Consider the following 21211-nt stretch of genomic DNA (forward strand, 5'->3'; position numbering starts at 1 on the left):
GAGAGAACCCGATTGCGCCCGATTATCATCCTATTGCTGGGGTGGCTGCTCGCCGCCCCGTCATTCGCCGCCGCTTTTCCCGACGAAGCCCAGGTTAAAAAAGAACTTCAGCAGGCGGAAGCGAATAAGGGCGCGGCGAATCAAGCGGAAATCATCGACGCCCTCCAGGGCGCGCTTTCGTCTATCAACGACGGCAAGGTATCCGCCGCGCGCGCCGGACAATATCGCAGCGCCATCGACAATTTCCCTCAACTGACGCGGGAACTGCGCGATCAACGCGACAGCGAACCGGACAAAGCCGCCGACGTCAGCGGCAAACTCTCGCTAAGCGAACTGGAGCAGCGCGTGCTGCAGACCAGCAGCGACCTGCAGGAACTGGCGCGTCAACTGCAACAGGAGCAGGAACAGGCCCGGGAAATCAGCGACTCGCTGGGCCAGTTGCCGCAACAGCAAACCGAAGCGCGCCGGGCCCTGAGCGATAGCGAACAGCGGCTGCAGGCACAGAGCGCCAGCGCCGCCACGCCGCTGGCGCAGGCGCACCTCATGCAGATCCAGGCGGAAGCCGCCGCGCGGCGGGCGCGGGTCAACGAACTGGAGCTGGCGCAACTGAGCGCCAACAACCGCCAGGAACTGTCGCGCCTGCGGATGGATATGCTGAAAAAACGCCACGACCGGGTGGATATGGACCTGCAGGCGCTGCGCTTTCGGCTCAACAGTCTCCGCCAGCAGGAGGCGGAGCGCGCGCTGGAGCGCACAGAACAGCTGGCGGAGCAAAGCGGCGACTTGCCCGCCGTCATCACCAGCCAACTGCAGATAAACCGCGAACTGTCGGTGGCGCTTAACGAGCAGGCGCAGCGTATGGATTTAATCGCCTCCCAGCAGCGCCAGGCCGCGGCGCAGGCGCTGCAGGTCAGGCAAGCGCTGAGCACCCTGCGCGAGCAGGCGCAATGGCTGGGGGATTCGCCGGCGCTCGGCGAGACGCTGCGCGCCCAGGTGTCGCGCCTGCCGGATCTGCCCAAACCGCAGCAGCTCGACAGCGATATGGCCCAGCTGCGCGTAAGCCGCCTGCATTATGAAGATCTGATGAACAAACGTCCCCAGCTGGATCAAAGCAAGCAGGACGACGGATCGCCGCTGACGCCCGAGCAGCGGCGCATCCTGGACGCGCAGCTGCGTACCCAGCGCGAGCTGCTCAATTCCCTGTTGTCCGGCTACGATAACCAGATACTGGAAATGACGAAGCTCAAGGTAGCCAACAGCCAGCTGGTGGACGCCATGGCGGAAATCCGGGAAGCGGCGCACCGCTATCTGTTCTGGGTGGCGGACGTCAGCCCGGTCACCCTCGCGTTTCCGCTCCACGTGGCCCAGGATCTCAGGCGTTTGGTCTCGCTGGATACCGCCACCCAGCTCAGCGGCGCCATGGTCATGATGGCGACCAGCCAGGAGACGCTGATCCCGCTGTTCTGCGCCATCGCGCTGGTCGGTTTCAGCATCAGTTCCCGCCGTCATTACCACGCCTTCCTCGAGCGCTCGGCCAGTAAGGTCGGCAAGGTCAATCAAGACTATTTTTACCTGACGCTGCGCACCGTGTTCTGGTCGATAGCCGCCGCCCTTCCCCTGCCGGTGCTGTGGGCGGCGCTGGGCTATGGCCTGCAGCATGCGTGGCCTTATCCGGTGGCGGTAGCCATCGGCGACGGCGTGATCGCCACGGTGCCGGTGCTGTGGCTGTTTATGGTCAGCGCCCACTTTGCCCATGCGCGCGGTCTGTTTATCGTGCATCTCGGCTGGCCGGAGAAACGGGTGGCGCGGGCGATGCGTTATTATTCACTGGCCATCGGCCTTATCGTGCCGCTGATCATGGCCCTGATCACCTTCGATAATCTTAATGACCGCGAATTCTCCAGTACCCTGGGCCGCCTGTGCTTTGTCCTGCTGTGCGCGGCCCTGAGCCTGGTGACCAGCAGCCTGAAACGGGCCGGCATCCCGCTTTACCTGGATAAATCCGGCACCGGGGACAACGTGGTCAACCGCACCCTGTGGAACCTGATGCTGTGCGCGCCGCTGGTCGCGGCGATTGCCGCCCTGCTAGGCCATCTCGCCACGGCGCAGGACCTGCTGGCGCGGCTGGAAACCTCGGTGGCGATCTGGTTTTTCCTGCTGGTTATTTACCATATCATCCGCCGCTGGATGTTTATCCAGCGGCGGCGCATCGCCTTTGAGCGCGCCAAGCAGCGCCGCGCGGAAATGCTGGCGCAACGCGCCCGTCACGAGGAGGATTTGTCGCCGTCGCAGCTTTCCGAAGCCGCCGCCGAAGTGGATGAGCCGATAGTCGACCTGGACGTTATCAGCGCCCAGTCGCTGCGTCTGGTGCGATCCCTCCTGACGCTTATCGCCCTGGTGTCGGTTATCTGGTTATGGTCGGAGATTCATTCGGCGTTTGCCTTCCTGGAAAATATCCAGCTGTGGGATGTGAGTTCCACCATCAAGGGCGAGGAAGGGATCCAGTCGATTTCGCTGGCCTCGGTGCTGGTCGCGGTGCTGGTGCTGATCATCACCACCCAGCTGGTCAGGAATCTGCCGGCCCTGTTGGAACTGGCCCTGCTGCAGCATCTGGTGCTGACGCCGGGCACCGGCTATGCGATTACCACCATCACCAAATATATGCTGATGCTGATTGGTGCGTTGATCGGTTTTTCGTGGATCGGCATCGAATGGGCGAAATTGCAGTGGCTGGTGGCGGCGCTCACCGTCGGCCTGGGCATCGGGCTGCAGGAAATTTTCGCCAATTTTATCTCCGGCCTGATCATCTTGTTTGAAAAACCGATCCGCATCGGCGATACCGTGACCATCCGCGACCTGACCGGCAATATCACCCGCATCAATACCCGGGCCACCACCATCACCGATTGGGATCGCAAAGAAATTATCATGCCGAATAAGGCTTTTGTCACCGAGCAGTTTGTTAACTGGTCCCTATCGGATTCCGTCACCCGTATCGTGCTGACCATCCCGGCGCCTCCGGACGCCGACAGCGAAGAAGTCACCCGCATCCTGACCCAGGCGGCGCAGCGCTGTCCGCTGGTGCTGGATAACCCGGCGCCGGAAGCCTATCTGGTGGATTTACAGCAGGGGATTATGCTATTCGATCTGCGGGTGCACGCGGCGGAAATGGGCCACCGCATGCCGCTGCGCCATCAGCTGAACCAATTGATTCTTGAAGGCTACCGCGAACACGGCCTGGAAATGCCGTTCCCGCCTTTCCAGGTGCGCATGGAAACCGCCAAAGGCGCAACGACGTTCAGATCCGGGTCCCTGTAGCCGCACAGGTACTTTCCCGCCGGCCTGATGGCACGGGCGCGGCGGCGCAACATGCCCGTTGTTGAGCCAAAGACGGCGATCAGGCCCGCTCGACCGGGAATGCGATAACCTCGGACAGGCTGTCCGCCTTCAGCGCCAGCATCACCAGCCGGTCCACCCCCAAGGCCACCCCGGAGCATTCCGGTATGCCGTGCGCCAGCGCCGCCAGCAGGTTTTCATCAATGGGCTGCTGCGGCAAGTTCAGCGCGGCGCGCTTGCGGTTATCCTGGGTAAACCGCTGGCGTTGCTCCGCGGCGTCGGTGAGCTCGCGAAAACCATTAGCCAGTTCAATACCTTTGAAATAGGCTTCAAAACGATCGGCCACCCGGTGGTCTTCGGTACTGATTTCCGCAAGCGCGGCCTGGGTGGCGGGAAAATGGTAAACGAACGTCGGTTTATCACGCCCGATGTGGGGTTCCACGCCCATGGCAAACAATAACTGCAGCAGGGTATCGCGATCCTCCTCGACCGTGGCAATGCCGGACAGCTCGAGTTTGGCGGCGGCCTCGCACAGCTGCGCCTTGTCGGCCGACAGGGGATCGATGCCGATATGGCGGATAAACACCTGCTGGTAGGACAGGGTTTCCGCGCTGTCGCAATCAAGGATTTGCTGGAGCAGATCGTCCACTTCATTCATCAGGCGATACATATCGTAGTGGGGACGATACCATTCCAGCATGGTGAACTCGGGATTATGGTGCCGGCCGGATTCCTCGTTGCGAAAACTGCGCCCTATCTGGAATATTGGCCCGCTGCCGGCCGCCAGCAGGCGTTTCATATGGTATTCAGGACTGGTCATCAAATAGAGCGGCAGCCCCTGCGCCGCGCCCGGCCCGACATAATGCGTCTGAAAGGGCACCAGATGAATATCGGTGACGGTGGCCTGGCTCATGGCCGGCGTTTCCACTTCGAGTAACCCGCGGTCGGTAAAAAACCGCCGGAGCTGGGTCATCACCACCGCTCTTTTTAATAGATTAGCGATGGGGGCGCTCGGTAACCAGCTTGCCATTTCGCTCATAACTTTTTCTCCCGTTAAACAGGGGATGAAGTCTACCTTTATCCGTTCAGGCAGACAAACCTTGTTCAATCCGGTCGCCTGCATCGTCCGCGGGTTGCCGCTTTACCGCCTGCATACCGCCAATGGGTGTACACTTACCGTTCAGGCAGGCTATTGATGGAGTATGTATGTCCCTATGGAGAACCGTCGCGCTGGTCGCCTCGTCCTTACTGTCGCTATCGTGCAGCGTCAACCCGCCGTCGGGCGTCCGGCCGGTGGAGAAGTTCGATGTTAACCGCTACCTGGGCACCTGGTATGAAATCGCCCGGCTGGATCACCGTTTCGAAACCGGACTCGATCATGTCACGGCGCAGTATAGCCTGCGGGACGACGGAGGCCTCGACGTCATCAATAAAGGCTATTCCCCGGCCACGCAACGCTTCCGGCAAAGCAACGGCAAAGCCTATTTCCTGGCTTCGCCGCAGCGGGCCTCGCTTAAGGTCTCGTTTTTCGGCCCTTTTTATGGCGGCTACCATGTGATCGCGCTGGATGAAGGCTATGATTACGCCCTGGTCTGCGGCCCCAACCGCGATTATCTCTGGATCCTGGCCCGCGCCAAAACGCTGCCGCAGGCCACGCGCGACCACCTGGTCGCTACCGCCGCCCGGCTGGGTTTTGCGGTGGACCGGCTTATCTGGGTGGATCAATCCTGAAACGGCCTAATGCGACAGCTTCAGGCACAGGATCCCCAGCATAATCATCGCCAGGCTGGCGATGCGCAGCCAATGTGCGGGTTCACCCAGCCACAGCATGCCGACGATAACCGTGCCGACCACGCCTATCCCGGTCCAGACGGCATAGGCGGTACCCACCGGCAGCGTGCGCATGGCCAGGCCCAGCAGCGTGATGCTGATGATCATCGCGATAAGCGTCACCACGCTTGGCAGCAGGCGGGTAAATCCCTCGGTATATTTCAGGCCGATGGCCCAGACAGTTTCCAGCAGGCCGGCGAGGATAAGTAATAACCATGACATGTGAGACGACCTCATAACGATGGGGTCGTCCCCAGAAGAAAAGACAGCTTACCAGGTCGTCCTGCTAAGGAAGGATAATCTTATGCCGCCGTTAGCAAAATGACCAATGAATTTAATTAATCGATTAGTTAAATGTGACGAAACGGTCATTTTAATCAAAATGACCGCGTCATAGTCCGACACCGCTGTCACTATCGGTTCTCATTCCCCGATAACCCGCTGACAGCGGCTATTTCACCAGGATACAGAGGCATTAGCTGAATACAGCCGTGTATATTACTGTGCAGCCCGCTGTACGGCCTGTCCGCCTGCCGAAATATCTTCACCGGCGCCGCGGGTGGTATTACAAGCCGTTAATGAGGACAACACCAGAACAGATAAAAGGGCAATTATACTTTTCTTCAACATAACGATTTCCTTTTGTAGAATCACTTTTTGTCTAAATGAAATAGCACTGCTGTGGATAAAAGCTTGCCTTTTAAGCATAGTAAAAAACCGGCAAAACATACTAAACATATGGCCGGTTGCGCACTTTTAGGACTATTTACTGGAAAATGTCCTGGATGTTGGCTGCACGATGTCTGCGAGCTACTTGCTGGCACCACGCGTAATAGCGCCGCCAAGGTGTTGCACATCTTCACCGAAGCCGCGCGCGGTATTGCAACCGCTCAGCGTCGCTGACATGACTAATGAGATAACGATCAGTTTAACTGTTTTTCCTAACATAATCGCCGGATTCCCCGCACGCCTGAAAACGCCCGGCCTGCCCTGACCCTGATAACGCCTCAGGGCATGCCGGTTGAACGGTTATTTGATGCGGGATACGTATTCGCCGGAGCGGGTATCCACTTTGATCACTTCGCCAATCTGCACGAACAGCGGTACTTTTACCACCGCGCCGGTGGTCAGGGTGGCGGGCTTGCCGCCGGTGCCGGCGGTGTCGCCCTTCAGGCCTGGGTCGGTCTCGATGATTTCCAGCTCGACAAAGTTGGGCGGCGTGACGGCGATGGGCTCGCCGTTCCACAGGGTCAGCACGCATTCGGCCTGCTCGACCAGCCATTTGGCGGCGTCGCTCACCGCTTTCTTATCGGCGGCCAGTTGCTCAAAAGTCTCGTTATTCATAAAATGCCAAAACTCACCGTCGTTGTACAGGTAAGTCAGGTTCATATCCATGACATCGGCCGCCTCGACGGAATCACCGGATTTAAACGTTTTTTCCAGCACCTTGCCGGAAATCAGTTTACGGATGCGCACGCGGTTGAACGCCTGGCCTTTGCCCGGTTTTACGAATTCATTATCAATGATCGCGCACGGCTCGCCGTCCTGCATGATTTTGAGACCGGAACGGAATTCATTGGTACTATAAGACGCCATGGTGGTCCTCTTAATATTACGTGGTCGTTAAGCCAAAAAAATGGCAGATATTGTAACCCGAAACACCCCAACTAGAGAAGATTGGTTGCGTCAACTTGCCGATGTCATTACCGATCCCATCGAACTTTTGCAACAATTGCAACTCAGCGACCATCCGGACCTGCGCGATGGCGCGGCGGCGCGGCGGTTATTCCCGTTACGGGTGCCCAGGGCGTTCGTGGCGCGCATGGAGCCGGGCAATCCGGCCGACCCGCTGCTGCGGCAGGTCCTCACCCTACGCGAGGAATTTCTGCAGGTGCCCGGTTTCAGCACCGATCCGCTGGAAGAACAGCAATCCGTAGTACCGGGCCTGCTGCATAAATACCGTAACCGCGCCTTGCTGCTGGTCAAGGGCGGCTGCGCGGTTAACTGCCGCTATTGCTTCAGGCGCCATTTCCCCTATCAGGATAACCAGGGCAACCGGGCCAATTGGTCAGGGGCGCTGGAGTATATCCGGCAGCACCCGCAGCTGAACGAGATTATTTTTTCCGGCGGCGATCCGCTGATGGCCAAGGATCATGAGCTGGACGAGCTTATCGGCCAGCTGGAAGCCATTCCCCATCTGCGCACCCTGCGCATCCATACCCGTTTGCCGGTGGTTATCCCGGCGCGCATCACCCCCGCTCTTTGCCGGCGCCTGGCCGGCAGCCGTCTCAATGTCGTGCTGGTCACCCATATCAATCATGCCAACGAGATTGACCTGCCGCTGCGCGAGAGTATGACACACCTGCGCATGGCGCAGGTGACGCTGCTCAACCAAAGCGTGCTGCTGCGGGGGGTAAATGATAACGCCGATACGCTGGCGACCCTGAGCGAAACGCTGTTTGACGCCGGCATACTGCCTTATTATCTGCATGTTTTAGATCGGGTACAGGGCGCGGCGCACTTTATGGTGGATGACCATGAAGCCCGGGAGATTATGCAGCAATTACTGTTGAAGGTCTCGGGCTATCTGGTGCCGCGGCTGGCGCGGGAGATCGGCGGGGAAAACAGCAAAACCCTGCTTGATTTAAAACTACGCCAGCGCTAAGCCGTGCTTCCCGACGCCGCCGGGCGGCATCAGGAAGCCAGCGGCTACGGGCATTTATAGACCTGGCCCTGGATCTTGCTGTCCAGCGGGGCAAAACTCGAGAGATAGGTTTCCGTAAAGCCGACCGGGCTGGCGGCCTTATAAATAACGTTGCCGCCCATGGCCGCCGCTTTATTGCGCAGATCGTTGGCCGCGCCGCGCATGGAGCTGCCTTCGCCGCCCTGCCCCGACAACCAGTTGCTTTGCGTGCCGGTAACCGTGCCCAGCGCCTGGCAATTACTGCCCGGCTGGTCTTCGGTGAACTTCACCGACTGCCCCGCGGCGGACAGTTCATTAGTAGTGGCACATCCCGCTAATAATAAAGTGCCCGCACCAAGACAGAGTAAAAATTTGATTCGCATCGTTATCCTCGAATAGTGATATGTCCGGCAAAAATTTTGCTGTGCGCCATATTTTCCCTTGGGCAACCGTCAGCGCATAAACCGCTGTTTACCCTGCCCATACCGCTACCTGTTTATACCTTAAAAACGGTCAGGTTGATAATTTTTTGCCAAAAAAAAACCCCGGCAAGCCGGGGTTTTTTAACGCTATCAGCGCAACAGGGGCATTACATCATGCCGCCCATGCCGCCCATACCGCCCATGCCGCCACCGGCGCCACCCAGATCTGCTTTGTCTTCACGCGGCAGATCGGTGATCATACATTCGGTGGTGATCATCAGGCTGGCAATAGAGGCCGCATACTGCAGCGCGGAACGGGTTACCTTGGTTGGATCCAGGATACCCATTTCGATCATGTTGCCGTATTCTTCGGTTGCCGCGTTATAGCCCATGTTACCGTTGCTGGCTTTAACGTTGTTGGCAATCACGGACGGTTCTTCACCGGCGTTGGCCACGATTTGGCGCAAAGGCGCTTCCATGGCGCGACGGGCAATCTTGATGCCGACATTCTGGTCTTCATTGTCGCCACGCAGATCGGTGATGCTGTTGGCTACGCGAATCAGCGCTACGCCGCCGCCGGCAACCACGCCTTCTTCCACGGCCGCACGGGTCGCATGCAGGGCATCTTCCACGCGGGCTTTTTTCTCTTTCATTTCAACTTCAGTCGCGGCGCCCACTTTAATCACGGCAACACCGCCGGCAAGTTTAGCAACACGTTCCTGCAGTTTTTCACGATCGTAGTCGGACGTGGCGTCGTCACGCTGCTGGTTGATTTGCGCAACCCGGCTTTCGATGACGGCTTTATCGCCGATACCGTCGATGATGGTGGTGGTGTCTTTGGTGATGACGACACGTTTCGCCTGGCCCATATCTTCCAGGGTGGCTTTTTCCAGTTCCAGGCCGATTTCTTCAGAAATCACGGTACCGGCGGTCAGGACGGCGATGTCCTGCAGCATGGCTTTACGACGGTCGCCGAAGCCCGGGGCTTTGACAGCCGCAACTTTAACGATGCCGCGCATGGTGTTGACCACCAGGGTCGCCAGGGCTTCGCCCTCAACGTCTTCAGCGATGATCAGCAGCGGTTTGCCGGCTTTGGCAACGGCTTCCAGTACCGGCAGCATTTCGCGGATATTGGAGATTTTTTTATCAGCCAACAGGATGAACGGGCTTTCGAGTTCGATAGCGCCGGTTTCCGGTTTGTTGATGAAATAAGGAGAGAGGTAGCCACGGTCGAACTGCATACCTTCAACCACATCCAGCTCGTCCTGCAGGCCTGAGCCTTCTTCAACGGTGATAACGCCTTCTTTGCCTACTTTCGCCATGGCTTCGGCGATAAGTTTACCCACGGTTTCGTCGGAGTTGGCGGAGATGGTGCCCACCTGGGCGATGGCTTTGGAGTCAGAGCAAGGTACGGACAGTTTTTTCAATTCTTCGACGGCGGCGATAACCGCTTTGTCGATACCCCGTTTCAGGTCCATCGGGTTCATGCCAGCGGCAACGGCTTTCAGACCTTCATTGACGATGGATTGAGCCAGAACGGTGGCGGTGGTGGTGCCGTCGCCCGCAGCGTCATTCGCTTTGGAGGCAACTTCTTTCAACATCTGGGCGCCCATGTTCTCGAACTTGTCTTCCAGTTCGACTTCACGCGCCACGGACACGCCATCTTTCGTGATGACAGGCGCGCCGAAGGATTTGTCCAGCACCACGTTGCGGCCCTTGGGACCCAGGGTGACTTTGACCGCGTCTGCCAGAATGTTCACGCCGCGCAGCATTTTGATGCGGGCTTCGTTACCGAATTTTACGTCTTTAGCTGCCATTTGAATTTCCCTTAAATTCGTTCAGTTCAGATGATTACGCGAGAATTACGCCTCGACGATGGCCAGAATGTCGCTTTCGGACATGATCAAGACTTCTTCGTTATCGATCTTTTCTACTTTCACGCCATAGCCGTCGTTGAAAATCACGATATCGCCGACTTTCACATCCAGTGCTTTGATTTCACCGTTTTCGAGGATGCGGCCATGGCCGATTGCCAGTACTTCGCCACGGGTGGATTTACCCGCCGCGGAACCGGTCAGAACGATGCCGCCAGCCGATTTTGATTCAACTTCTTTACGCTTGACGATAACGCGATCATGTAATGGACGAATTTTCATTGAAAGCTCTCCTTAAGAAAGTCCGTATCTGTTTCGGGATGAATGCCGGGCATGCCTTCATGCCCTGCCTCGTGGTGATTAAGATGGGGGCGTTCGGTTACGCTTCAAGGGGAAAAAAAAGAATTTTTTTGTCTGAGCGGCTGTTTTTTAGCCGCCGTAAATAAAACCTCAGTATTTTCATTGCGTTAAAAAGCAGCCTGTGCCAAAAAAATTAACATCTATTTATCATCTTCGGGCCGGTGTTCGATGGCGTCGCGCGGAATATCCTTACGTTTGTACTCGCCCTCGAAGGTATCGCCGCCCGCATCATGGGAGGCAAAACCGCCGGCCGCGCCGCGCTGGAACCGCAGGTGGGGCAGCAGTTTCAGGGTCAGTGAATTCTGCACCGGCGGCAGCAACAGCAACAGGCCGAGAAAATCGGTAAAAAAGCCGGGCAACAGCAGCAGAAATCCCGCCAGCAGGATGGAGACGCTTTTGATCATTTCAGCGGCCGGGCTTTCGCCGTTGGCCATCTTGATCTGCATCTGGCCCAGGATCTTCAGCCCCTGGGTACGCACCAGCGACACGCCGATAAACGAGGTCAGCACAATCAGCAGCAGCGTAAAAAGCACGCCGATGACATGCGCGACTTGTATAAAAATCGTGATCTCTATATAGGCCACGAGAAATATCAGTAATAAGGGTATCCAACGCACCGAATTCTCCTTGGGTTGACTGGCCCGGCGCGGGCGCCTCATTGGATGCTGGCGGACGGCGGCGGGCTGATGACAAAAACGTGCCTGTGGTTATGGTATCCTGAAGCGCGGGTGTCGGCGCGGGTTATTTACCGCACTTTACATCACGCGGACTTGCCGCGCGCCCTGCCGGCACCCAGGCCGGACGAATGGCAAGCCATTAAAATAATTCTGTTAGATAATCGTGATCAACTTAATAGCGTCAGTGTTTAAGCAGCATATAATGATGAGCACAAGTGCATTGTCAGTGCAACGCGCTGGATAATAAAATTAATCTGAAATTATCCAGCGTCAATCGTTAAAAATATCGCTTATTAAGGAAGTACCCATGGCGAATACCATTCGTATAGAAGAAGACCTGTTGGGAACACGTGAAGTTCCTTCTGAAGCTTATTATGGCATCCACACGCTGCGCGCCATTGAAAACTTCTATATCAGCAACACCAAAATCAGCGACATTCCCGAATTCGTTCGCGGCATGGTGATGGTGAAAAAGGCGGCCGCGCTGGCCAACAAGGAGCTGCATACCCTGCCGCGCGCCATTGCCGATACGATAGTCGCCGCCTGTGACGAAGTACTGGATAAAGGCCGCTGCCTGGATCAGTTCCCCATCGACGTTTTCCAGGGCGGCGCCGGCACGTCGGTAAACATGAATACCAATGAGGTGCTGGCGAATCTCGGCCTGGAGCTGATGGGCCATCAAAAGGGGGAATACCAATACCTTAACCCCAACGATCACCTGAATAAATGCCAGTCGACCAACGATGTCTACCCTACCGGCTTTCGTATCGCGGTCTATATTTCCATCCTCAAGCTGGTCGAGGCGGTGGGCCAGCTGGGAGAAGGGTTCGAGCGCAAGGCGCAGGAATTCGCCACTATCCTGAAAATGGGCCGCACCCAGCTGCAGGATGCCGTGCCGATGACCCTCGGCCAGGAATTCCATGCCTTTACCGTGCTGCTGAAAGAAGAAAATAAAAACCTGCTGCGCACCGCCGAGTTGCTGTTGGAAGTGAACCTGGGCGCCACCGCCATCGGCACCCGGCTGAACACGCCCGACGGCTACCAGGCGCTGGCGGTGCAGAAACTGGCGGAAATCAGCAACCTGCCCTTGCTGCCGGCGGAAGATCTTATCGAGGCGACCTCCGACTGCGGCGCTTATGTCATGGTACACAGCGCGTTAAAGCGCCTGGCGGTAAAACTTTCCAAGATCTGTAACGATCTCAGGCTGTTGTCCTCCGGTCCGCGCACCGGTCTTAACGAAATCAACCTGCCGCAGCTGCAGGCGGGCTCGTCCATCATGCCGGCCAAGGTCAATCCGGTGGTGCCGGAGGTGGTCAACCAGGTGTGCTTCAAGGTTATCGGCAACGATACCTGCATTACCATGGCGGCCGAAGCCGGTCAGTTGCAGCTGAACGTGATGGAGCCGGTTATCGGGCAGGCGATGTTTGAATCGGTGCATATCCTGACCAACGCCTGCTTTAACCTGCTGGATAAATGCATTAACGGCATTACCGCCAATCGGGCGGTATGCGAAGCATATGTGTTCAACTCCATCGGCATCATCACCTACCTCAACCCGTTTATCGGCCACCATAACGGCGATATCGTCGGTAAAATCTGTGCCGAAACCGGTAAAAGCGTACGTGAGGTGGTGCTGGAGCGCGGGTTGCTGACGCCGGCCGAGCTGGATGACATCTTTTCACTGGAAAACCTGATGCATCCCACCTATAAAGCCGTACGCTATACCGATGACAACGAGTAGCCGCGGGTAGCCTCTTGCGTTTTTCATTGCTGTCGCCATGGCGCCGGCCGGGTTATACTGCCGGTCGGCGCTATACCGCGAGGTTGTCATGGCAGCAAAATTCCCGGCAGGAAAACGTATCCCGGCAGCCGATCCCGGCGCCGCGGACACGACCGAAACCCAAACATCTGAAAACAGCTCCACCGCATGCGGCGCCGCTGAAAACGGCATCATCATCATCCTTTGCACCGCCCCGGATAAAACCACCGCGCAGGCGCTGGCGGGCACCCTGCTCGGCGCGAAGCTGGCCGGTTGCGTCACGCTGCTGCCGGGGGCGACCTCGTTTTATTTCTGGGAAGGCAAGCTGGAACAGGAAGACGAAGTGCAGATGCTGATAAAAAGCCATGTCCGCCATCAGCAAGAACTGATTGCCTGCATTAAAAAACACCATCCTTATCAAACTCCGGAGTTACTGGTATTACCCGTCCAGGGTGGCGATCCAGATTATCTATCATGGCTCAACGCGTCCTTACACTGATCCTGCTGGCATGGCTGGGCATCGGCCTGCCGCCGCCCGCCGCCGCCGCGCTGTTCGGCAATTCGCCGGCCACGACCTTTGTGCCGGTCGACCAGGCGTTTAGTTTTGATTTTCACCAGCAGGGCGCCGATTTGGCGCTGAGCTGGCAGATCCGCCCCGGTTATTATCTTTACCGCCAACAAATCAAGCTGGAACCGGCCGGCGCCCGGCTGGGCGACCCCGCCATGCCCACAGGGCTGAACCATCACGATGAATTTTTCGGCGACGTGCAAATCTACCGCACCAGCCTGCGGTTAAACGTGCCGCTGCTGGACGCGTCCGGCGGCGCGACGGTGCGGGTTACCTACCAGGGCTGCGCCGACGCCGGTTTTTGCTATCCGCCCGAGACCCGGGTAGTGCCGTTATCGGCGGTTGCCGGCAGCGGCGCCCCTTCCGCGTCGGCGGCGATAACGCCGTCCCGGCCGCCGGACGCCGGCGCCCTGCCCTTTTCCCCGCTATGGGCACTGCTTATCGGTATCGGTATCGCCTTTACGCCCTGCGTGCTGCCCATGTATCCGCTGATTTCCGGCATTATCCTCGGCGCCGGCACGGCGCGGCTCAGCACCGGACGGGTACTGGCGCTTGCCGGGGTGTATGTTCAGGGCATGGCGATGACCTATACCGCGCTCGGCATGGCGGTGGCCGCCGCCGGGCTGCGGTTCCAGGCCGCATTGCAGCAGCCCGCGGTGCTGATCGGCCTGTCGGCGCTGTTTATCCTCCTGGCGCTGTCCATGTTCGGGTTATTTACCCTGCAACTGCCGGTGGCGCTGCAAACCCGCCTGACGCTCTGGAGCAATCGGCAGCGGGGCGGCGCCTTGCCCGGCGTCTTTATCATGGGCGCGCTGGCGGGGCTGTTTTGCTCGCCCTGCACCACCGCGCCGCTCGGCGCTATTTTGCTGTATATTGCTCAAAGCGGTAACCTGGCCGTCGGCGGCGTGACGCTTTATCTGTATGCCCTGGGCATGGGGATCCCGCTGATCCTGGTGGCGGTGTTCGGCAACCGCCTGCTGCCGCGCGGCGGCCCGTGGATGCAGCAGATCAAACAAGGCATGGGCTTTGTTATCCTGGCGCTGCCGGTGTTTTTGCTGGAGCGCGTGTTTGGCGATACCTGGGGACTGCGGCTGTGGAGCGGGCTGGCGGTCGCCTTTTTCGCCTGGGCGCTGCTCGCCAGCCGGGAGGGCCGTTTTCGCGGCGCCCGACTGCTGCAAATGATCCTGCTGGTGCTGATGGTCGTGGCGGCCAGGCCGCTGCAGGACTGGGCATTTTCGCCCACGGCGGGCGTGAATGCCGCCGTGGACGGCGCGGCGCCCGTCTTCAGGCGCGTCGCCACCAGCGCGCAGATTAACCAGGCGCTGAACGCCTCGCCCGACCGGCCGGTGATGCTGGATTTGTATGCGGACTGGTGCGTCGCCTGTAAAGAATTTGAAAAATACACCTTCCCCGCCGATGGGGTGAAACGTCAGCTTGCCAAGCTGACGTTATTACAGGCGGATGTCACGGCCAATTCGCCGGAGCAACAGGCCCTGCTCAAGGAGTTGCGGGTGTTGGGCCTGCCCACCATCCTGTTTTTCGACCGCCAGGGACGGGAAATTCCTGGCTCAAGGGTAACTGGCTTTCTGGATGCCGATGACTTTCAGCGCCATTTGCAGAAAGTCGCCCCATAACCGACACTAGGGACTGGTAACCGCAAGCTTTTAGGAGGCATACGTGCAACGCGAACAGGTACTGGATTATGCGTTGAACCTTTTGGAACAAAAAGGTTTTACCCTCGTTTCACTGGAGATGCTTGCCGACGGCCTGGCGATTCCGCGCGCCGAGCTTGAGCAGTACTGGCCGGACCGGGAGGCGCTGCTGCTGGACTGCCTGCGCTACCACGGCGAGCAGGTGGACGGCTGGCGCAGCCAGCTGCTGCTGGATGCGACCCTTGACCCGCAGCAAAAGCTGCTGGCGCGCTATAAGGTACTGGACGAGCAGGTGCGCCAGCAGCGTTACCCCGGCTGCCTGTTTGTTGCCGCCTGTAGTTTTTATCCGGCCGCCGACCATCCGATCCATCAGTTGGCCGAACGGCAAAAACAGGCATCCTACGCCTACACCCGCGAACTGCTCGACCAGTTGGAAACCGACGATCCCACCATGGTGGCGCAGCAAATGGAACTGATCCTGGAGGGTTGCCTGAGCAAGCTGCTGGTGAAGCATCAGCTGCAGGATGTGGCCGTGGCGCGCCGTTTGGCGGAGGATATCCTGCGGCTGGCGCTGTGCCGTAAAAACGGCGCGTTGAGCTGAATTGCGCGCTCTTTTGCCTGAAAAGTCAGCGATTGAGTGGGGTTACGCATAAATCCTTGATAAATCCATTGACGAACAGCGGTCAATACGGTTTAATGCGGCGCGTTGCCCGGATAGCTCAGTCGGTAGAGCAGGGGATTGAAAATCCCCGTGTCCTTGGTTCGATTCCGAGTCCGGGCACCATTTTTGATTAAACCAGCTTAGCAGCTGGTTTTTTGCTTTCTGGCGTCTGGACTCTCCATCGAACGGCGTTCGATGACTCGCCTCATCCATGAGGCTCGCCCTGCGGGCCAGCGCTGACGCGCTGTGCAAAAACGCTCCCGGCGTTTTTGTCCGAGTCCGGGCACCATTTTTGATTAAACCAGCTTAGCAGCTGGTTTTTTGCTTTCTGGCGTCTAGACTCTCCATCGAACGGCGTTCGATGACTCGCCTCATCCCTGAGGCTCGCCCTGCGGGCCAGCGCTAAAGCGCTGTGCAAAAACGCTCCCGGCGTTTTTGTCCGAGTCCGGCGATAATCTACGTTCCACCAGCCACCGCGCCAGCGCCTGGCCGTACCCGCACAGCAGATGGGCATCGGGCTCAAAGCGAGGCGAGGTCATGGGCCGGTCATCCACGGTCAGACTGGCCCGCAGATGAGATGTGAGGGCATCGTCCATCTAGGGGGTGATGGACTGAACGGCGTTGGTCTTACCGGCCATACTGGGTTACCGACGGACCTGCCGATGACAAGTCTGGCTGAGGCCACGGAAAAGCTGGAAAGGTACAGCATCGCTGGAAAATTGAAACGTTCCCTAAGGTTATAAAGTCCGGATGTCAGGCAGAGCGCTCCAGACTGGGTTCGGCAGAGCGGCTGACAAATTGACTCTGTTGTTACTGCATCCTGAGCTGGCGGATATACGGGTTTACAAGGTTAAGCAGAGAAATGCCCGCCGCTCCGGCAAAACTTGCTTGCAGCGAAACAGAGAGAAAATACTGGGCACGATGGTTAAAGACAGAACGCAAGTCATGTCATCATCTACTCTCAAAAAAATAGTGCAATGCTATTTGACCTGACCTAGAAAAAGCCAACCCCATTAATTTTGGCAGGCTTATATTGTTTCGCCAAATTCAATGGTTTTTACCTGATATTGCCGCTGAACATACCTTCACGGAAAACCCTTGCGGCTGGATCAGTGGTAAATAAAACCAGATCGGTATTTTGTTCCACTTTTATAGTATGTGCCCCATTGTCGCTGATGATGACGCTTTCACCACTCTCGAGTTCAATATCGCCAATTTTTGCTCGCCCCTCGAAAACATAAAGGATTCTCGTAACGCCAAGGACGGGAATGTTCGGCAAAGATAGCTCTTCATTCTGGCTCAGGCGAGCATCCTGCAACCAGGTTTGGGACCGGAAGATCAATGGCGCATTTTCTGGCCCAGCGATCAATCTCCAGGCATGTTCACTGTACGGCGTGCCAAAATCATGGAACTGGACCTGAGGCCTTAGATTGCTCTGAGCAGGGCGCACAAAAATTTGCAGGCACTGCATAGAATCGCCATGCTTACCCAAGATGCGCTCTTCGTGTTGAAAAGTATGGCCCGCATTCATCAGCATCAGACGCGAATTTGAGATCTTTTCTTCATTACCCACGGTGTCGAGATGCAGCATTTCCCCTTTACGCACATAAGTCAGGATTTCATCGTCTTTATGTGGATGCATAGAGATAACTGTACCCGGCTTTATATTCGCATGGTCAATACGACCTATGGCGCCAATACCACTATCATCAGATTGCTGCACCATACCCGGCCAGAGGATTTCGATACCAAAACCACCTGAACCATGACGGTGTTTATTACTACGAAAAATTTTTTGCATATTGCCCATGATGATTCCTTATTACGGCGCGACCAGCCAGGAAGTGGTTAACGAGGCTAAATTGCTATCGCAATAGTTGAATTTATTGTCCACGCCCAAACTTACTGGAATGACTCCATGAGGACCTGAACCAGTTTTTCACCTTCAGGCGTGGCCCAGCTACCAGCCAGCTCAGCAATGAGCTGATTAGTGGTGGTAAGCGTAATGCCGTTCTTATCCATACGGCGCAGCGCGATGTCATCCGCCATTTTGGTTGGAGATGCGCCTGCATCTGCAACAACCTGGATGTCAAAACCCTGTGCGGCGAGCGTTAGGGCTGGGTACACGGTGCAGACATCATTAGTGACGCCAGCAATGATCAATTTCTTTCTTCCCGTCGCCTTAACCGCCGCGGCAATTTTCTCATCATCCATAGCGTTGACGATGCCCATGCGTTTGATGCGCGCCTTGAATTCTTTTGGAATAATTGTTTCCAGTTCTTCAAGCAATGGCCCCTGCGCATATTCTTCCATGCTCGAGGTCAACACGACGGGCATATCCAGAATGGCAGCCGATTTTGCCAGCATCAGAGCATTACGTTTAAGTTCGTCGAAAGGCATCGATTTTGCCCAGCCCATCGTACCAACCTGATGATCAATCAACAGCATGGCGGAATTGTCAGCGGTAAATCTTTCAAAGCTCATCAGTATTATCCTATTGTTTAATAATGTTTTTATGCAGGTGCATTTGTTAGCACATCGCAAGGATTTTGTTAATTCGGTGCGAATGACTAAATTATAGGCTGCCAATTTTTGGAATAAATAGCTAAAATTAGAATTAAACATTCCACTGATGGAACAATGCATATGGAGCTTCTGAATCACATGTCTTACTTCGTTGAAGTCGTTAAAGCTAAAAGCTTTCGCGGCGCGGCGGAGTCGTTAGGCATGCCAAACTCTACGCTTTCTCGCAAGATTGGGGAGCTGGAAAAGACCATTGGCCTGCGGTTGTTACATCGAACAACGCGCAAGATAGAACTGACTGAAGCGGGCCAGATTTATTATGAGCGCTGCCGACGTATTGTGGATGAAGCCCGACTTGCGCATGAACAACTGGGTACCATGTTGGCCAATCCTGAAGGTTTGCTAAGAATCTCACTGCCGGCTGATTTTGCCATCGTGGTTCTGACACCGATCATCTGCCAGTTCTCTGAGCGTTATCCTGGCATCAGCTTTGATTTCGACCTTACTCCCCGAAATGTCGATCTGGTGTCGGAACCCTTCGACCTCGCCATCCGGATGGGGGCGCTGCCCGACTCAGGACTAATAGCGCGTAAACTGGGTGCATTACCTCGATATGTTTATGCTTCTCCACAATATATTGCGGCAAAAGGCACTCCTGACACACCACAAGCCCTGTCTGAACATGAATGCCTTGTCATGCGCCCGGAAAAAACCGCGAGCTGGCATCTCTATCATGGCGAGGAAAAGGTGAGTGTTCGGACTTCCGGGCGTTTCCAGATGAACAGCATCGGGATGATGCGCCGCCTGGCGACGATGGGGATAGGGGTAGCGGTGTTGCCAGAACTCATCGTTGCAGATGATGTTAAACGTAATGATTTAACAAGGATATTAGCGCCCTATGAAGCTGAAGCGGTGACAATCTATGCATTGACGGAAACACGTTTGTTACCTGCCAAAGTTCAGGTATTTATCGAGTACCTACGTGAACATTTAAAATGAAAGGTGGATGATTTAGGGCTGCAATCTTACGCCGCCCGGCAAAAATTAAGATGAGAGAAAGTACCTGTCACTTTTAACAGATACTGAGATAGGTCTTGAAATTGAGATGAGTATAAAGGCAAGTAAAATTAAGGGAATGAAAAACCGTCCTATTTCCTGATGATAGAGAGCGACCAGAACGGCTGCAGTCACAATAAGTCATGCCGTAACCAGAGTCGCTTACCCCCACATGTTTAAAATAAGAAACTGTGGGGCCAATAATGCTCACAACAAAACCGGTTATAAAAGCCACAACAATCAACCCTAAAACGTCATCTTCTACTATCATGGTGTTAATGTTCATCCTGATGAAAAAATTTATTCAGCCAAAAAACTGACATGAATGACCCAAATGATTCATTTTTAATATTTCCTTCATAGCGGGCTAATAGATTCAGGAATACTGCGTAGCAGATACTATCTTATATAGTGATGGTTTTATTATTCCATAAATGGAAAACACAATTCCGTAATATGAACGTCTAAAAATAAAAATATGTTCTAGCATTTTAAAGGTAAGCCATAGCCAACTATCAATGGAGCAATAACCATGAGTGATAAGAACGCCCGCCCAGTCGCAGTGATTGCCGGAGCAGGAGCCGGGAATGGACAGGCTCTGGCAAAACGTTTTTCAGACGCTGGATATAGTGTTGCCCTGCTAGCGCGTAGCCTCGAAAAAACTCAGGAACTGGCGAATAAGATCAGTAATGCCAAAGCCTATGCATGTGATGTAGGAGACCAGACATCTGTAGTTACGGCATTTAGCGCCATTCATAAAGAGCTGGGGCATGCGGAAGTGTTAATCTTCAACGCCGGTTCCGGTGTTTTTGCCGACGTTGAATCCATCACGCCGGAACAGTTTGAATCGGCATGGCGAGTCAATGCCTATGGAGCGTTGCTGTGCGCGCAGCAAATTATTCCTCTAATGAAGGCTAATCAAAAGGGCGATATTGTTTTCATTGGCGCGACGGCATCCCGCCGTGGCGGCGCTAATACAGCGGCATTTGCGCCAGCTAAAGCAGCACAGCATAGTCTGGCTGAATCCATGGCACGTAAGTTATGGCCAGAAGGCATTCATGTTTCAGTTGTGGTGATTGACGGTATTGTTGATCTACCTAAGACACGTGAAAGCATGCCTGACAGACCTGAAGATGAATTTGTTGCTCCGCAAGCAGTAGCCGAGGCCGCCTACTTTATGACGACTCAGCCCAGGAAAGGTTGGAGTTTTGAGACGGAAGTCAGGCCGTGGCGCGAGACGTGGTAAGCGTAGCTCGCCTGGCATTGATTGCTTACTAAGCCTAAACCCCATCTGCTTTGTTAAACAGCACAATGGCTGGCCAGATGGATATTAATTATACAGAACCCGTAACGCCAATGTCATTACGATTTATATATATTGAGGGGAAATCGAACCGAAGGAACGAACCGGACTTATTTCCGTACTACCGACCCACTCTCATGATCTACAAGCAAAAATACGGGTCAACCTGCGGATCTTGACAACTGGCAGGGATAAAATTTATTAAGGAATTCAACTTAATAGAAAACTGGATGACCCCGAGTCGGGCACCATGATGTAGCGAATCCAGCTTAGCAGCTGGTTTTTTGCTTTCTGGCATCGGGACTCTCCATCGAACGACGTTCGATGGCTCGCCTCATCCATGAGGCTCGACCTGCGGGCCAGCGCTGACGCGCTGTGCAAAAACGCTCCCGGCGTTTTTGTCCGAGTCCGGGCACCACCATTTCTTTTTTATGCTTTCTTATGAATCAATATATATATTAAATTCAATAGGTTAGTGTAAGAACCCTTTCCGATACGTTTTGATTT

21 protein-coding genes and 1 tRNA gene are annotated in these 21211 nt (G+C 55.7%); 10 read left to right on the forward strand and 12 right to left on the reverse strand.

What is annotated here, in order from left to right:
* Window positions 1-12 precede the first annotated feature (12 nt).
* Window positions 13-3318, forward strand: coding sequence for a miniconductance mechanosensitive channel MscM (gene mscM / locus ACL2XM_RS17835; RefSeq protein WP_413731314.1), 3306 nt, complete (start codon window positions 13-15; stop codon window positions 3316-3318).
* Window positions 3319-3397: 79 nt separating this feature from the next.
* On the opposite strand, the gene epmA is transcribed toward mscM, so the two are convergent.
* Window positions 3398-4375, reverse strand: a complete 978-nt coding sequence (epmA, locus tag ACL2XM_RS17840; RefSeq protein WP_410012167.1) for an elongation factor P--(R)-beta-lysine ligase — start codon at window positions 4373-4375, stop codon at window positions 3398-3400.
* A 167-nt stretch (window positions 4376-4542) separates the two neighbouring features.
* Between epmA and blc the strand changes: the two genes are divergently transcribed.
* Entirely contained in the window at window positions 4543-5067 is a 525-nt protein-coding gene (gene blc / locus ACL2XM_RS17845; protein ID WP_413722074.1) for an outer membrane lipoprotein Blc, read from the forward strand.
* Window positions 5068-5073: 6 nt separating this feature from the next.
* Here blc and sugE read toward each other — a convergent pair whose 3' ends face one another.
* The 4 genes from sugE to efp all read right to left on the reverse strand — a co-directional run bounded on the left by sugE (window position 5074) and on the right by efp (window position 6762).
* Window positions 5074-5388, reverse strand: a complete 315-nt coding sequence (gene sugE, locus ACL2XM_RS17850) for a quaternary ammonium compound efflux SMR transporter SugE (protein WP_410012170.1) — start codon at window positions 5386-5388, stop codon at window positions 5074-5076.
* A gap of 276 nt (window positions 5389-5664) precedes the next feature.
* The gene (locus tag ACL2XM_RS17855; protein WP_162364129.1) at window positions 5665-5796 is read right to left on the reverse strand and encodes an entericidin A/B family lipoprotein; all 132 of its coding nucleotides are present in this window, start codon (window positions 5794-5796) and stop codon (window positions 5665-5667) included.
* A 180-nt stretch (window positions 5797-5976) separates the two neighbouring features.
* Complete coding sequence (locus ACL2XM_RS17860; protein ID WP_410012171.1) at window positions 5977-6114, reverse strand: entericidin A/B family lipoprotein; 138 nt, start codon at window positions 6112-6114, stop codon at window positions 5977-5979.
* Window positions 6115-6195: 81 nt separating this feature from the next.
* Entirely contained in the window at window positions 6196-6762 is a 567-nt protein-coding gene (efp, locus tag ACL2XM_RS17865) for an elongation factor P (protein WP_410012172.1), read from the reverse strand.
* Between the two features lie 40 nt (window positions 6763-6802).
* On the opposite strand from efp, the gene epmB reads away from it, so the two are divergent.
* On the forward strand, window positions 6803-7831 hold the full coding sequence (gene epmB, locus ACL2XM_RS17870; RefSeq protein ID WP_410012173.1) for an EF-P beta-lysylation protein EpmB: 1029 nt from the start codon (window positions 6803-6805) through the stop codon (window positions 7829-7831).
* Between the two features lie 44 nt (window positions 7832-7875).
* On the opposite strand, the gene ACL2XM_RS17875 is transcribed toward epmB, so the two are convergent.
* The 4 genes from ACL2XM_RS17875 to ACL2XM_RS17890 all read right to left on the reverse strand — a co-directional run bounded on the left by ACL2XM_RS17875 (window position 7876) and on the right by ACL2XM_RS17890 (window position 11122).
* Window positions 7876-8232, reverse strand: a complete 357-nt coding sequence (locus ACL2XM_RS17875; protein WP_410012174.1) for a DUF4156 domain-containing protein — start codon at window positions 8230-8232, stop codon at window positions 7876-7878.
* A gap of 206 nt (window positions 8233-8438) precedes the next feature.
* Window positions 8439-10088, reverse strand: a complete 1650-nt coding sequence (groL, locus tag ACL2XM_RS17880; RefSeq protein ID WP_410012175.1) for a chaperonin GroEL — start codon at window positions 10086-10088, stop codon at window positions 8439-8441.
* A 45-nt stretch (window positions 10089-10133) separates the two neighbouring features.
* Complete coding sequence (locus tag ACL2XM_RS17885) at window positions 10134-10427, reverse strand: co-chaperone GroES (protein ID WP_132925602.1); 294 nt, start codon at window positions 10425-10427, stop codon at window positions 10134-10136.
* A 218-nt stretch (window positions 10428-10645) separates the two neighbouring features.
* Window positions 10646-11122: an FxsA family protein gene (locus tag ACL2XM_RS17890; protein ID WP_410012176.1), complete on the reverse strand. Its 477-nt coding sequence runs from the start codon at window positions 11120-11122 to the stop codon at window positions 10646-10648.
* Between the two features lie 367 nt (window positions 11123-11489).
* On the opposite strand from ACL2XM_RS17890, the gene aspA reads away from it, so the two are divergent.
* The 5 genes from aspA (at window position 11490) to ACL2XM_RS17915 (ending at window position 15945) form a co-directional block, all read left to right on the forward strand.
* Complete coding sequence (gene aspA / locus ACL2XM_RS17895) at window positions 11490-12923, forward strand: aspartate ammonia-lyase (protein WP_410012177.1); 1434 nt, start codon at window positions 11490-11492, stop codon at window positions 12921-12923.
* A gap of 208 nt (window positions 12924-13131) precedes the next feature.
* Window positions 13132-13440 (forward strand): divalent cation tolerance protein CutA, encoded by a 309-nt coding sequence (gene cutA, locus ACL2XM_RS17900; RefSeq protein WP_410016632.1) that lies wholly within the window; start codon window positions 13132-13134, stop codon window positions 13438-13440.
* Window positions 13416-15143 (forward strand): protein-disulfide reductase DsbD, encoded by a 1728-nt coding sequence (locus tag ACL2XM_RS17905; protein WP_413731315.1) that lies wholly within the window; start codon window positions 13416-13418, stop codon window positions 15141-15143. The genes cutA and ACL2XM_RS17905 overlap by 25 nt, the downstream gene beginning before the upstream one ends.
* A gap of 43 nt (window positions 15144-15186) precedes the next feature.
* Window positions 15187-15762 carry a division control transcriptional repressor DicD gene (gene dicD, locus ACL2XM_RS17910; protein ID WP_410012179.1) on the forward strand — a complete coding sequence of 192 codons (576 nt, stop codon included), beginning with the start codon at window positions 15187-15189 and terminating at the stop codon, window positions 15760-15762.
* 107 nt (window positions 15763-15869) lie between these two features.
* A tRNA-Phe gene (locus tag ACL2XM_RS17915) sits at window positions 15870-15945 on the forward strand.
* Window positions 15946-16193: 248 nt separating this feature from the next.
* Here ACL2XM_RS17915 and ACL2XM_RS17920 read toward each other — a convergent pair.
* From ACL2XM_RS17920 to ACL2XM_RS17930, 3 genes are all read right to left on the reverse strand, one after another.
* Window positions 16194-16361: a hypothetical protein gene (locus tag ACL2XM_RS17920; RefSeq protein ID WP_413722072.1), complete on the reverse strand. Its 168-nt coding sequence runs from the start codon at window positions 16359-16361 to the stop codon at window positions 16194-16196.
* Window positions 16362-16879: 518 nt separating this feature from the next.
* Window positions 16880-17632, reverse strand: a complete 753-nt coding sequence (locus ACL2XM_RS17925; protein WP_413731316.1) for a pirin family protein — start codon at window positions 17630-17632, stop codon at window positions 16880-16882.
* A 92-nt stretch (window positions 17633-17724) separates the two neighbouring features.
* Entirely contained in the window at window positions 17725-18306 is a 582-nt protein-coding gene (locus tag ACL2XM_RS17930; RefSeq protein WP_413731317.1) for an isochorismatase family protein, read from the reverse strand.
* A 162-nt stretch (window positions 18307-18468) separates the two neighbouring features.
* On the opposite strand from ACL2XM_RS17930, the gene ACL2XM_RS17935 reads away from it, so the two are divergent.
* Window positions 18469-19344, forward strand: a complete 876-nt coding sequence (locus tag ACL2XM_RS17935) for a LysR family transcriptional regulator (protein WP_413727201.1) — start codon at window positions 18469-18471, stop codon at window positions 19342-19344.
* Window positions 19345-19933: 589 nt separating this feature from the next.
* A complete protein-coding gene (locus tag ACL2XM_RS17940; protein WP_413722068.1) occupies window positions 19934-20647 on the forward strand; it encodes an SDR family NAD(P)-dependent oxidoreductase in 714 nt (237 codons plus the stop codon).
* Window positions 20648-21211 lie beyond the last annotated feature (564 nt).

The organism is Sodalis sp. RH20 (assembly GCF_047324205.1).
GTDB lineage: Bacteria > Pseudomonadota > Gammaproteobacteria > Enterobacterales > Enterobacteriaceae > Acerihabitans.